This window comes from Xanthomonas prunicola, from assembly GCF_025266575.1.
In the GTDB taxonomy this organism is placed as follows: domain Bacteria; phylum Pseudomonadota; class Gammaproteobacteria; order Xanthomonadales; family Xanthomonadaceae; genus Xanthomonas; species Xanthomonas prunicola.
Map to the genome: position 1 here is coordinate 2,566,142 of NZ_CP096142.1, position 13,920 is coordinate 2,580,061.

A 13,920-nucleotide genomic window follows, 5' to 3' on the forward strand; every position below is an offset into this window, starting at 1 on the left:
CCACTGCAGGACGCTTGGCGCACGCTGCGTGCAATCGACAACCAACCGTCCGGTCATTAATTGCGGCGTGTTGCGCCACGTGGCGCGTCTGCCATGGGCGGATGCTTGCGATGGAACGCATGCAAGGCAGCGATGGCGCACTGCAGGCGGCTCCGGGCTGACTCTCAAGACATCATGCACTTGCCTGCCACCGATTCATCGATGGCAGGCAAGTGCGGATGCGGATGCGGATGCGGATAACGCGACGTCGCACGCCGCGGCACGTGGACGCAGTGCACTGCAGCGCACCTGATCAGCCGCCCCATCACTCCCTGCGCTGGCTTGCCGGTGCAGGCGCATGCTCTCTCCCGCAGGCCCTAACACTGCTGAAGCGTGGCTAGGGGCGTCTGCATGCCGCCCCTAGCGCTCAGACCTGCCAATCGGAGCGGTGGGATTCGAAGGTTCAATCCGTCTCGGTCTGGTTGGCCTGCTCATTGAGATAGTGGGTCACGGGAGCGCCACGGTATTTGTCGGTCAACAAACCAAGCGCTTTAGCACGCTTGTCGATCGCACGCGTTTCTGCAGGGTCATTCACCATGTCTGCGGTGTGATCGTGTTGTTTGCCTTCGCGAACCGCTGCGATGTGGTTCGGATCGGCGGGGATGGAGGTGGCCTGGAATTCGCGGGTTCGCTGTTTCACGATCTCGGCGTCCCGGTTGATATCGATGGGCGTTTCCGGCGGCATGTCGAGTTCGTTGCCGGTATGGCCCCGGGCCAGGGTGCGGTTTTCCAGGATGGCGAGCAATTCCGCCTCGGGCTGATCGGTCAACAGGCTTTCGCCGTCATCGCGAAACGCGCCGGCAGTGGTGCGCTTGACGCCGAAGGCCTCGTTGGTGAGCTTTTGCAGCTCGCCGAAGTTGCGGTAAACGTAGTAGTCCTTGTCGTGATTGGCGCGCGGCACGGAAAAGTCCTCATACCGGTAGCTCACCGAATAAGCGACCTTTGCGTAGGCCGAGTCCGGCTGGCGCATCCGCGTCCGGGCCATTTCCATGGCCTTGCCTGCATCGCTGTCGTCGGTGGCCACCGCCTCCACGATCACCGGGCGCATCTTGGTCCAGCTCTCAAGCCACTGCATTGCGGTGTCTGCGAGCCCATCGGCGCCCTCGTCATTGCTCCGAAAGAAGCCGCGCAAGCGCTCGTCATTCAACATGCCCTGGCTCAAGACCGGCACCACGTTGATCTTGGCCAGCAAGCGATCCATCGCAGCGCGGCGCGGCGCGTCCTGCGAGTGCAACGGGTTGATCTGGTAGTGCTTGTACAAATTGGACAGGAATTGGTCAAAGCCTCCCCTGTAGTACTTGGCATAGACCTTGATCGCCGCGGCCTTGCGCAGGTCCGGCCGGCGCATCAGCAGCATCGCCACCGCCTCGCCAGTATTTTCCTTGCAATCCAGCGCCACCGACATCGGTTCGGGCTTTTTCAGCACGTGCTCCAGCATCTGCTCCACGCCGGCGATGGTCTGGTCGGTTGTGACGTAGTTCCCGTCAGACGGGTTGCGAATCACCAACGGCATTTCACGCAGCTCGGCAAACGGTACCTGCGACACCAATCGGTTCTGCGGGTCGCCTGCCATTCGGCCGATGCTGAAATCGTGCATCAACACCGGCACTCCATCGGCACTGACTTCGACGTCCAGCTCCAGATTACGGTAGCCCTGCTCGTAGGCATGATCGATGGATGCCAGCGAGTTTTCCGGAATGCCGGCGTGGTTATCGAACAGCCCGCGATGCACCATGACGTCCTTTCCGAACGCACGCGTGCTGGGCGCTTCGAAGTAATGTTCGTGCACGAGCGATTTTTGATGATTGCGCAACAGCGCTTGCTTTCCTTCCAGCAGACGATGGTCGTTGGCCTTGAAAAACGCGGCGCCACCGTCGCGGGCCGGCACCTCGTGGCCGTGGTAGCGCGCGGCTTGCTGCAACTTACGCCGCGCCGGCGTGCGTGCGGCAGGCTGCAGCCAGTTCGGCGTCGCCAGCCCGTGGCCGGCAAGATTCAGCTGCTTGCCGAGTGCGGCAAGTGCCGCGTCGCTGAAGGTATCGCCAGGCGCAAACGCGCGTTGCAGGTCGAAGATGATGCGACCTTGTTGCGCATCGATCAGCACGGGGCCTGCCGCCGCACGTGCGCGTGCAGGCCGCCCGCGCGACATGGCATTGAATGCGGCGGTATCCAGATACACCGGCTCCAGTGTCCCGGCGGCGAAGCGTGCCGCAATGCTGTCGGATTTGAGCGCCGTGCCGGCCTGCGCAAGATGCGTGGCAAGCTTGCCTTGCAGTGTCTGCACGGTGATCTGACGCGCCTGCACTTCGGCCAAACGCTGCTCGGAGAATTCGCTGTCGAGCGCCACCAAGGCCGGCTTGCCTGTCATCGCGCTGTCGTTCAACGGCACCAGCGGAGGCGCACTGCCGGCGCGGCGACGCGGCCTTTCCCGCAGTGGCGGGGTGTCGCCCGGCATGTGCGGCACCTGCGTCGGGCTGATCGCACTGCTGTGCGTCGGTAGTGCCGGCACAGCAGTGTGCGCGACAGAAGGTTGCACAGGACCGATACGCATGATGACCTCGAAAACGCGGCGGGCGGCCAGTAAAGCGCGTGGCATATGACAATTCGCAAATTTGGCGAAAAGTACCGCCGGGATGCGAAACGATGCCTGCTTTACGCGCGTTGCACGCATTGTGCGGATGTCCAGGGCATGCTTTGTTTGGATGCGTTGCACAGCACTTGGCACGCACATCGCCGCGCATGACGCGCGCTAGAACAGCGTTTCCTTGAACGGCAGCATGGCCGCGCCCAGCACGGTGGCATGAGCCGTCACCTGCCCGACCTGCAGCGTCGGATACGGCAATGCAACGCCACGCCGAGGCGCAGGTTCGAAGGCGATGCGGGCGATCAGCCGTTGCGCAAGATCGGTCGGCAGGCGCGCGCCGAAGACGATCACGCGCGGATCGATCAACGCAATGATCGCCGCCACCGCAAGCGTCACGGTCGGCTCCACTGCATCCAGCCACGCGTCGATCTGCGGCCACGCCGCATCGTAGTGCTGCAGCATGGTGTGCAGGTCCGGCAGCGCGTGGCCATCGGCCGCCAGCGCCTGGCGCAGGCTTTCCAGCGTTGGCCGCGCCATGCCGGTGATGGCCGAGATGCGCCCCAGTTCGCCCACATTGCCGTGCGCGCCGCGGCGCACGTTGCCGGCAGCAATCACGCCGGCAGCAAAGCCATCGGACATCGACAGATAGACCAGGTCCGGCGATTGGCGGCCAATGCCGTACACGGCCTCGGCCAGGGCGGCGCAATGGGCGTCGTTGTCCATCCACACCGGTAGCTGCAGGCAATCGGCGACAAACCGATCCAGCTCCACCTGCATCCATTCCGCTGCCAGCGACAATGGCGGATTGACCCGGGTGCCATCGCCGATGCGCGGGCCGGTCATGCTCAGGCCGACGCCGAACACATGCTGCCGATCCACGCCGGCCGCCCCTAGCAGTGCCTCCACCAAGGCCGGCAGTTGTGCACGTACCACCGCCAGCGTCAGCGGGAAGGCAGTGAACTGGCGCATCCCACGGACCTGGCCGGCGAAGTCGATCAGCACCACCGCAAACCCATCGACCATCAACGACACCCCCACGCTGTATGCATAACCCGGCGCCAGACTCACTTGCGCGCTCGGTTGGCCGCGGCCACGCCGCAACGAGGGCCGCAGCTGCAGCAGGCCGTGCGCCACCAGCGGGTCGACGATGCCCTTGATGCCGGGCACGCTGAGCCCGCTGGCGCGTGGCAGATCCGCACGCTCGAACTGCCCGGCACTGCGGATCAAACCCAGCAGCAGGCGCTCGCTGGGACCGGCGGCCTGCCCATCGCTGCGACGGCGGTAATGCGAACGAATGGCTGCGTTTGCGAACAAATAGGGCATGCAGGGCGAAACGTCCGTCGTTGTCATAATCGCTTTAATTAAGCAGCTTAATTTAATCCGTCCGCGGCCCCGCGTTGGGGCCTCCGACGTTGGTATCGTGACATGCGCCTGTTGCATCCCCCTTCCCGCCCCCATTGCGCTGCCCTGTCTTGCCCACATCATCCGCATGCGCTATCGCTTGCGCTGGGACTGGCCTTGATCGCTTGGCTTCCCTCGCACTCCACCGCAGCCGAAATGTCCGGCGGAGCCGACGCGCTGACCATGGACGCGGTGCAGGTGCGCAACCCGTTCCAGTCGCAGAACACGCGTGCCATCGCCACCAAGCAGGCGGCGCCCACCATCGTGGATTCGGTCGCCGCCGACAGCATCGGGCAATTGCCGGACTTCAATGTGGGCGATGCGCTGCGCCGGGTCACCGGCGTGAGCACAGTCGAGTACCAGGGCGAACCACGCTATGTGACGGTGCGCGGCCTCAACGGCAACTACAACAGCATGCTGATCGACGGCTTTGCGTTCGCCAGCAACGACATCGGTAGCCGCCAGGCGCTGATGGATGTGCTGCCGGCGAACTTCGTGGACCGCATCGATGTGGTGAAGTCGCTGCTGCCGGAGAACGATGGCGGCGCAATCGGTGGCGTCACCAATCTGGTCACCGCCACCGGCTTTGCCCGGCCCGATGGCCTGCTGACCGCCTCGGCCAAGGGCGGTGCCAACCTCATGGGGAGCCGCTATGGCGGCCGCACGCCGGTAGGCGAAGGCGAGCTGAAATGGGGCAAGCGCTTCGGGCGTGACGGCGAGTTCGCATTTTTGGGTGCGGCCAGCGTCTGGCGCCGTGAGATTTCGGTGCCGCAGCAGGAAAATGGCGGTGCTCTGAACTGGTACAACGCCGACGGCACGCGCGCGCCGTTTGCCTATGGCGGCACCGGCGCTGCGGTGCCCAGCGAACGGCGCTGGTACAACTACGACAACACCCGCGAACGGAACGGCGTGACCGCACGCGTGGATTGGCAGCCGGATGGTCCGCTGAGCGGCCATGTGTCCGGCTACAGTTTCAACCAGCGCGAATCCTCCGACCGCAATACCCAGGCCGCCCAGGTGCAGAACAGCGCGCGCCTGACCCGCAGTGGCCCGCAAAGCGGCACGCTGGACAATCTCAACCAGCTCGTCGAGTTGGGGCAGCTGCGCTGGAAGCGCGGGCTGTCCGGCATCAACGGCGAATTGCTGGCCGAGCTGCCTGGCCAGTGGCGCGGCGCGCTGCGGGCAAGCACCTCGCGCGCCACGGTGGACAACCCGCAGACCTGGGACCGCTTCCAGCAGAACCGGCTGGCCTACGGCTTCGATTGGAACGGCACCCTGCCGGCATTCACGGCCCTGGACCCGGCACTGGCCGACGACCCGACCCGCTACGCCAACCTCAACCACCAGCAGGAGCGCACAACCTACGCCGAACGGGTGAGCGACCTGCAACTGGAGCTACGTCGCAACATGGACGAGGACAGCCAGGGGCTGGGACTGGCCTGGGGCCTGCGACAGGTGCGCACGCACATGCAGACCGCATTCCAGCGCACGACCTGGAGCGGGTTGCCTTATTCGCTGGCCGATGTGCTGGGCAACCCCATCTGCGCCCTGGGTTGCAACGCGCCCATGTTGACCATCGACCCGGACCTGGCCGACGCCCGCTGGGATACCGCGTCCGGCCAGGCGCGCGGCGTGGTGGACACCACCGCGCAGAACAGCGGCACGTACAACGTGGATGAGCAGGTGCGCGCCGGCTTCGCACAAGCACAGTGGCGCGGCGAGCGCTGGCGGTTGGCTGGCGGCGTGCGCCTGGAGCAGACCCGCTTTGGCAGCAGTGGCCAGCAATTGAGCGGAGCTCTCTGGGCGCCTGTCAGTGCGCAACGCACCTACCGCAACTGGCTGCCATCGCTGGCGGGCCAGGTGCAGACCAGTGCCAACGGCACGTTACGCTTTGGCGCCTCGCGCTCGATCGGGCGACCGCGCCTGGACCAGATGGCGTTGAACGGCGGCGTGCTCACGCTGGGCAGCAACCCGCCCACGCTCAACCAAGGCAACCCGGACCTGCAGCCGCGTCGCTCGCAGAATCTGGACCTTGGCCACGACTGGACGTTTGACGACGGCGGCAGCCTGCTGTCGATCGCGCTGTTCCACAAGACCATCGACAATGAAATTTTCCGTTACGGCCAGCTGCAGAGCATCGACGGCGAGCAGGTGCTGGTCACGCAACCGCGCAATACCGACCGGCCGGTCCGCATGCGCGGCGCCGAACTCGGCGCGATCAAGGAACTGGGCCCCTGGCTGCCCGCGCTTGCCGGGCTGTCGATCGGTGCCAATGTCACCTTCCTGGACGTGGCCTATCCGGTGGTGCTCGGCGATGGTAGCCGCACCACCTTGTCGGTGCTGCCGCAGCAGCCCAAGCAGTTATGGAATCTGACCCTCAATTATGCCCGTGGGCCGCTGCGCAGCACCCTGGCCTGGAGCCGTACCGGCGAGCTGTGGGACGACCGCTTCCCCAACTACAGCAACCAGCAGGAGTTTTATCGCAACCGCTACCAGCAACCGCTGGACCGTCTCGATCTGAAACTGGCCTGGGACGTCTCGCCGGCAGTGGCGGTGAGCCTGGATGTGCTCAACCTGGCCGGCCAGGGCTACGAATACCGCATCGGCCGCCACCAGGAATACGTGCAATCGGCCTGGAAAATGGCACCCACCGTGATGCTCGGCGTCAACGTCAAACTCTGAGGGTTTTCCCATGTCGTCGTTTCTGGACACACGCATCAGCCGCCGGCACCTGATGGCTGCCGCCGGCACCTCGCTGCTGGCCACCGGTATCCCCACACTGGCCATGACGCCGCCGCCCTCGGATGTGGGCCGCAAGTTTCTGCGCTCGCGACGGCCGATGCCGTTTGCCGGCAATACCTTTGTGGGTCATTTGGAACAACAGGGCGATGGCTACGACAGCTTCGACCGCGTGCTGAATATCTACCGCGAGTTCCCCGAACAGCGCTTTGCCAACAAATTCGCCCTGCTGCCGCCCAGCAGCTACCACGTGACCTTGTTGGGCGGAGTCAATGAGATCGACCGTGCGCGTGGGCCCTGGCCGAGCGATCTGACGCGCGACCAGGCATTGGAGGACATCAACGCTGACTATCTGTCGCGGTTGAAGGAGCGCGCCGCGCCACCCCTGGGTGCTTGCCGCTTTTTAGTCAACCCGACGGCAGCCAAGACCGGCAAGAACGACAATCTGCTGATTCCGTTGAAGCCGGCCGACACGCAAACCGCACAGCGCCTGGAAGCCGCGCGTCGAGCGCTGATGCAACTGACACGCTTGCAGCGCCCCGACTACACCAACTTCCAGTTTCATATTTCGCTGGCCTACCTGTGCACTACCCTCGATGGTGCAGAGCAAGCTGCGTATCGCATGGCAGTGCGCACCTGGCTCACACAGTTGGCAGCGGCAGGGCCGATCACGGTGCCGCATTTCCATTTTTGTACATTCAACGACATGTACACGTTTCGCACGCTGTATGAGGTGTGAGATTGCATGCAGCCGGCTACGGATTGTGTGACCTAGACACGCGCCCGTTTAAGCCCAACTCCCCTAAGGAGAGGACTTTGGGGAAGTACGCAATTGCATAGAGCTGACAGCGTCACCGCTGGTTCTGCACATCGAGGCAATGCGTATCTCAACCTTTTTAACCCCTGTCGGTGTAAGCAACATGCTGAGCACATAAAGCCTGGCCTACGGCTTGCGTTAAACGCCCACGTCATCTACTTCCGCCACTTCGGTGCTCATCTGCCACGCAGCAAATTCACGCTCGAACTCTGTTAGCGTGAGCAGCCCCATGCAGGCGTGCGCGCCGATCGGCAACGGATGCCCGGCAGCGAGTTTGCGTATCAGCAAAACAGCGGCGAAACACGGAATCTCCGGGCCGTGCAGCATCGCTGCGGTGAGGTCCCAGTGCAGCACCAGTGGATGGCTTGCACCGTCCGTGCCATCGCAGGTGCCGCGCAGTTCCACGCGCATGCCGCCCAAGTCGGTCCCAAAGCGGTCGAACCAGCGTCCGGCTTTGGCGAACACACCGGCAAGGCGCTGCATCGGTAGCGGCGCACCGTGTTGACGCAGCCAGGCGATGACAGCCAGGCAGCGCTGCAGGAACGGCACTTCCAGCGCGGCACGAAACTGCACGGCCTGCACGCCGGGATAGCGCTGCGGCAACAGGTCGTGATCGGGTACATCGCAGGGCGAGGCCAACCGTGGGGCGAGCTGCGCGAAGCGCACACGCGTGGGGCGTGCCCAACCCACCACCTGTTGCCAACGGCCAGCCTGCCACCAGTTGAAAGGTATGCCGCAGTACGAGAGCACCGCACGCACGGTGGCCAGTCCCAACGGCGTACCCTGTGCGGGGGCGATGACCATAGCGATCTCCTGCAATGCCGAAAAGCGCGGCAACAGCGCATCGATCACCGCACTGGACAGTGCCGGCAAGGTGCTGGCACCGCTGATCGCTACCCGCTGCGCCTGCCGTGCAGTAGCGTCCATCGCAGCAGGAAAATCGCGAACAAACGCACGGCCGTCGGCCAGATCGATGTAGTGCATGCCGGCCTGCAGACAGCAGTGCGCCACCGCATAATCCTGTCCCTGGAACGGCCCGGCCGTGTGCACCACCGCATCGGCGCCGGTGGCCGCCAGTCGCGCGGCGAAGTCGCTTGCATCGATATCAAGGCGGCAGGTGGAGATGCTGCCGGGGGGGACTCCCGGCCACGTGGTCGCCACATCGCCCGGATGTCGACCCGCTGCAAGCACATGGATCTGCGCCGTTGCCGCGAGCGAGCGCACGATGCGCGCACCGAAGTGGCCGAAGCCGCCCAACACCACCACCCGATACGTCATCGCCTGCTCGCCGCCTGTGTCTGCGCACAGTATCGGCGAGCGCACCGCCATGCGCGCATGCGCGGTCAAATGCCCGACGCAATGCGCTAACCGGCGATGCGGTTGGCACGCCCGCTTCTCAGTGCTTCGCGCAACACCTTCACTGCCTGCTGCGTGGCCAGCCGGGATGCACCGGCCTGCTTGCTTGCCAGTGCGGCCTGTTGCCGCGCCAATGCCTGTTGCTGCTGCGCCAACGCCTGCAGCGGATCGGGTGTTGCACGCTGCTGCGCTGGTGTGGAGGCGGTGGCCGACGCTGTGCGTGTCGACGCCTGCAGCAGGCGCGGTTCGGCGTGCGCAGACAATTGCGCGGCAAGTGCAGCATGACGTTCGCTCAAGGCCTGCTGACGTGCGGCCAATCCGGCCTGAGCGGCGGCCAATTGCTGGCTGCGCAGATGCGCCGCAGCCAGCTGATGCAGCAAGGTTGGGTCGCGCACCAGGTACTGCTTCCCATCGGCACGAAACCACAACACGCGTCTTCCATCGCCTGCGTAGCGTCGTGCCGTCTGCAGATCGTCGGGCGTGCCGTGCATCACGTCGCGATCGCCGTGCACCAGCACGTAGGCGTCGCCTTCATCCTGCGCGCTTGCAGTGGCATGGCCGCAGGATCTTTTCATGCTTGCGCGCGGCCGTGCCGGCGCTGCAGCAGCGGGTGCGGCAGGTGCGATCGACGTTGTTGGAGAAATGGCGGGCGCAGCAGGCAATGCACGCGCTGCGTTAGGCGCGGGCGCTGCTGAGCCTGCTGCGGTAGTTGAAAGGGCAGCTATCGGTGCGACCGGCGCTATCGGTGAGTGCGCAGGTGCACGCAGTGCAGAAACAACCTGCACGCTGTGTAGAGCGGTCACATCACGTGCTGGTGCTGCTGGTGCAGCCGTTGCAATGTCCCCAGCAGGCAGGACATGCACGATGGGTGCGACCTGGGTCATTGACGAAATCGCAGGTACAGCCAGCGCAGGCGCAGCAGGTGACGTGCGCACGACGGCAGCCGCCGGTGCCGCAGCGGCGGTTGCGATCACGGTGGGGCCGGCTGCTGCGGCCAGGGCCAGCAACAACGCCGAACGCAGGCACAGCAATGGAACAGTGGTCTGGATCATGTGAGATCTCCACGAAAGGCACAGCCAGTTGAGTGCCGCCTGAGCAGAGCGCATCGGCGGATGGAAACAGCGAGCACGCGGACACGGTGTTGCCGACGCTGCAGGCGTCGAGACTCAGGAAATGCCGGGCCGTGGCGGCCCGTGGTGATGCCGGTGTTGCCTTTACTGATGCGATGCCAGCGCATTGCCTCGGCAGATGCGTGGCGTCAGCAAGTGCTCACAGCGACCGCGCGTCTGCCGGCCGTGCACGGCCGAAAGTCGTGTGACGCTGCACGCCACGCGTTGCCGCTACGTGGCGACCAGAGACGATTGCTGCGGTGACGTGCGGTCTGCAGCGAACCGGCGGCGCTTGGCGGTCTGGGTTCAGTCGCTGCAGCAGCCAGCACGAGGGGGCGAGCAGCTGTCAGCTGTGGCCAACAGCTGGCGTAATTAGCACGCCAAGAAGAGGGTCGTCGCCGAGCCAGCGCGTCGTCGATGCCTCCTCGTACCGACCGCACCCGCCGTACGATGAGCGCAGTCGTTTCTTCAGTGGCTCCTAGCTGTTCTTCGCCCGTTCTGCTTCTGCTTGCGCTTGGGCTGCCTCTGCTTGCGCTTTTTCGGCCTCTGCCTGCGCCTGCGCTGCCTCGCGTTGCGCCTGTGCCGCCTCCCGTTGCCCGCGTTCGGCCTCGGCGCGGCCCTGACGTGCGGCCTGGTTGGCCATCTCGGCCTGCTGCCGCGACAGCTCGTCCGCTTGGCGAACGGCAGCGGCATACGCGTATTGCGCCTGACGATGCTGCCGCGCCACTGCGCGAATCTGTTGCTGGGCTTCGCGTGCTTGCTGTTGCGCCTCCTGTTTGGCCTGCGCCAGTTCCGGGCCCAGGGAGGCGAGTTGTTCGCGTGCTTGCTGCAATGCTTCCTGTGCTTCCTGCATCCGGTCCTGCTGCAGTTCAAGGTCGTGGTTGTTGGCAGCGAGCGCATCGTGCACGGCGGCTTGCGCGTCACGGGTGGCATCGCCGCGGATGCGGTCCAGGTCGAGATTCCAGCCGCTGTCCGTAGGGGCCGCATCCTCGTCATGCAGCGGCTCGGCGCCCAACACATCGGCGATGACGCCGTGCGTGGCAGGGGCCGCCGGCGCAGCCGGCGCAGGCAACGCACCCATCGGCGCTGCAGCATCTGCAGCGCTGCCGACCTGTGCGCGTGCAGCGCGTGGCGCGACCGGGGCAGTCACCGCGCCCGGCTGCTTGTCGGCAGAGGCCACCGGTGCCGGCATGGCCACCAGACGCAGCGGCAGCACACCGCAGACCGCTACTGTGGCCAAAATCATCGCGGCGGCCAGCCCTGGAAACGCGCGAGTGTCCTGCAACATCGACAACCTGCGCTTCAAACTGACAAACGAGGGCGACGCACTCGCCACGCCACCGCGTGGACGCGGCGCCACACCCAGTTGCAGCAACAAGCGGCCGTACTCGTGGCGGCAATGGCGGTGCCCGGCGACCACGGCGGCATCGCAGGCGACCTCGCGGGCGATCGCATATTCGCGCGCGGCCAGATGCACCAGCGGGTGAAAGAAGAACAGGTGCTGCGCCAAGGCCGGCAGCAGACCCCACCACAGATCGCCACGGCGTAGATGGATCAACTCGTGGGTCAGCGCCATGTCCAGATCGTCATCGGCCATGTGCGGCAGGCGTGCGGCAGGCAACAGCAACACCGGTTGCCAGGGGCCGATCAACTGTGGCGAGTCGATCTGCGCCGATAGCCGCAGGGTCGGCGGGCGCGATAAGCCATGCGCTTCGGACGCCATCTGCAATGCCTGCACCAAGGCCTGGTCATTGCAGGGCTCGGCCGCACGCACCAATGCACGGCTGCGCAAGTAGGCGCGCGCCGTGCCGGCGGCCAGCACCAGCACGCCCGCTGCCCACAGCGCCAGCAATGCCACGGCAAAGGTGGGCCAAGAGCCGACCTGCATCGCCTGCGCAGCGGCGTCGGCGTGCGTGGCCGTGGATGCCGCGGCAGCGGCGTTTGCCATCGGTGCCAGATTGTCGGCCGAGCCCAGCGCAGTGGCCACGCTATGCGCCGGTAGCACCGGCAGCTGCACCGGGCTGCTCCACACCAGGCCAACCACCGCCTGCACACCCACCAACCACCACAGCCAGGTTTGCGTGGCCGCCGGCAGACGACGCACGCCGCGGCACAGCGCCCACACCACCAACACCAGCACCGCGGTCTGCACGCTGGTGGCGCCAAGCTTCCATAACACCGCTTCGATCAGGGGCGACATGACTCAATCCTCCTTGCGCTGCGATTGCAGCTTGGCAACCAATGCTTCGAGCTCGGCCAGTTCGGTATCGCTGACTTCCGCACGCTGCGACATCCACGCCACGAACGGCGACACCGAGCCCTGCAGGGTCTTCTCGACAAACTGTCCCACTGCGCCTCGCACCACATCGTCCTGGCCGGCGGTGGCGCTGTAGCGGTACATGCCGTCCACCTGCTTGCGGCGCAGGAAGCCCTTGGCCCGCAGCCGCTCCATCATGGTCAGCACCGTAGAGCGGGCGAGCCCACGTGGCTCACCGAACGCGGCAGCCACTTCGCCCACGCTGGCATGCCGCTGTTCTTCGATGTATTGCAACAGGGCCAGCTCCTGGTCCCCGATGGTCTTGCCGCGCATGCCGATCTCCCTGACTACAGTTGTCGCTACCGTAGGCCTGACGACAGCTGTAGTCAATAGGCCGGATGGCAGGGGTGGGCGACATCGACCTGGTTAAGGGGATGTGCGTCCAGCGCAGATTCCGAACAGCTTCCGAGCGATTGCATGCGCTTGATGTCCATCAAGCCGAACAACCGTCGTTCCAGCTGGCGCGCTACCCCTGCAGGCGCCGGCGTTTGAGCAAATGCTGTTTGACCAAGCGGACCACGCGCACACCGACGTAGGCCCAATGCAATGCGCCGGGCAACGCGATGGCCTGGCGATCCATGTCGGTGGGCACAAGCAATGCCGGCACAACGTGCAAGCGACCACGCCATGTCGATTGCAGCGACAGCAGGTGCCTGATGTAGGCGAAGAGTCCCAGCCGTACCGCCAGATCCGCACCGCGGTCGGATCCGAGCGCATCCATGCACGGCAGCAACGCAGCGGCGGCCGGTCGGGCCTTGCGCAGCAATGTGGTCTGCCGTTGTAGCGCCGCCGGCAACGCGATTCCCAGACTCGCTTCGGCCAGCAGCGCACTCAGTGCCAGCTGTCTCTCCACGCCAAGCTGGCGTGCCAACGCGAGCACCTCTGCCCAGTCCAGCTGCGTGCTGCCCAGCGCCTGCGCCATGTCCACCAACCAGAAAGCTCGATGCCAGTGGTGTTTGGTGCCATGGAACGCGGCATAGACCACCGCCGCCGATGGCGACAGTGTGGGCACCTGGGTACCGCCCAACACGACCATGCTGAGATGATCGCGCCAGACCTGTTGGCTGAGCGGAAACTGGCGCTCGTGATTGGCCAACCGCAGATGCAATTCCAGCACCACGCCGGTTTCAGGGTGACGCAGCGGTAGGGCATGGTTGTAGCGGCAATATTCCGTTGGATCGAGTGCGGCGTCCGCTTGCAACACATAGCCCAACGCGCTCAGTGCGGACAGCGCATGTTGGCTGGCGTGTGGCTCGATCAGCACATCGATATCGCACGCTTCGCGGCGATGCAGTTGGCCGAACTGCGCCGCATACCCCAATCCCTTGAGCAGGCAGCAGCGGATACCCGCCCGCTGCAGCGCCGCTACCATCTCGCGGATGGCGGCCGTTTGCTGCAAGGACTGCAGCAGCATGCGTTGCTGCAGACGCCGCAGTACTTCGCGCACTGCGACAGGAACGCTGGCCGCCAGGGTGTCGGCAGCAGGCAATGCCAATGCCATTCGATGCTGTGCAAGCGAACGTTCGAAAGCAAACGCATCGGGGGGCGATACCACCGCCTG

At 65.2% G+C, this 13,920-nt stretch carries 9 protein-coding genes; 2 read left to right on the forward strand and 7 right to left on the reverse strand.

Annotated elements, in window-relative coordinates:
- Positions 1 to 442 precede the first annotated feature (442 nt).
- Together avrBs2 and M0D43_RS11015 are read right to left on the reverse strand one after the other, a co-directional pair.
- Positions 443 to 2,587: a type III secretion system effector avirulence protein AvrBs2 gene (gene avrBs2, locus M0D43_RS11010; protein WP_260808212.1), complete on the reverse strand. Its 2,145-nt coding sequence runs from the start codon at positions 2,585 to 2,587 to the stop codon at positions 443 to 445.
- A 198-nt stretch (positions 2,588 to 2,785) separates the two neighbouring features.
- A complete protein-coding gene (locus M0D43_RS11015; RefSeq protein ID WP_252164653.1) occupies positions 2,786 to 3,943 on the reverse strand; it encodes an ROK family protein in 1,158 nt (385 codons plus the stop codon).
- A 102-nt stretch (positions 3,944 to 4,045) separates the two neighbouring features.
- Here M0D43_RS11015 and M0D43_RS11020 point away from each other — a divergent pair, with 102 nt between their 5' ends.
- Together M0D43_RS11020 and M0D43_RS11025 are read left to right on the forward strand one after the other, a co-directional pair.
- Positions 4,046 to 6,703, forward strand: coding sequence for a TonB-dependent receptor (locus M0D43_RS11020; RefSeq protein WP_252164654.1), 2,658 nt, complete (start codon positions 4,046 to 4,048; stop codon positions 6,701 to 6,703).
- A 10-nt stretch (positions 6,704 to 6,713) separates the two neighbouring features.
- Positions 6,714 to 7,499, forward strand: a complete 786-nt coding sequence (locus M0D43_RS11025) for a DUF1868 domain-containing protein (RefSeq protein WP_252164655.1) — start codon at positions 6,714 to 6,716, stop codon at positions 7,497 to 7,499.
- A 216-nt stretch (positions 7,500 to 7,715) separates the two neighbouring features.
- On the opposite strand, the gene M0D43_RS11030 is transcribed toward M0D43_RS11025, so the two are convergent.
- The 5 genes from M0D43_RS11030 to M0D43_RS11050 all read right to left on the reverse strand — a co-directional run bounded on the left by M0D43_RS11030 (position 7,716) and on the right by M0D43_RS11050 (position 13,860).
- The gene (locus tag M0D43_RS11030; RefSeq protein WP_260808213.1) at positions 7,716 to 8,906 is read right to left on the reverse strand and encodes a saccharopine dehydrogenase family protein; all 1,191 of its coding nucleotides are present in this window, start codon (positions 8,904 to 8,906) and stop codon (positions 7,716 to 7,718) included.
- Positions 8,907 to 8,941: 35 nt separating this feature from the next.
- The gene (locus M0D43_RS11035; RefSeq protein ID WP_252164656.1) at positions 8,942 to 9,508 is read right to left on the reverse strand and encodes a hypothetical protein; all 567 of its coding nucleotides are present in this window, start codon (positions 9,506 to 9,508) and stop codon (positions 8,942 to 8,944) included.
- Between the two features lie 1,012 nt (positions 9,509 to 10,520).
- Complete coding sequence (locus tag M0D43_RS11040; RefSeq protein WP_252164657.1) at positions 10,521 to 12,242, reverse strand: M56 family metallopeptidase; 1,722 nt, start codon at positions 12,240 to 12,242, stop codon at positions 10,521 to 10,523.
- A 3-nt stretch (positions 12,243 to 12,245) separates the two neighbouring features.
- Complete coding sequence (locus M0D43_RS11045; protein ID WP_010375367.1) at positions 12,246 to 12,632, reverse strand: BlaI/MecI/CopY family transcriptional regulator; 387 nt, start codon at positions 12,630 to 12,632, stop codon at positions 12,246 to 12,248.
- Between the two features lie 193 nt (positions 12,633 to 12,825).
- The gene (locus tag M0D43_RS11050) at positions 12,826 to 13,860 is read right to left on the reverse strand and encodes a nucleotidyltransferase domain-containing protein (protein ID WP_260808214.1); all 1,035 of its coding nucleotides are present in this window, start codon (positions 13,858 to 13,860) and stop codon (positions 12,826 to 12,828) included.
- Between the last annotated feature and the right edge of the window lie 60 nt (positions 13,861 to 13,920).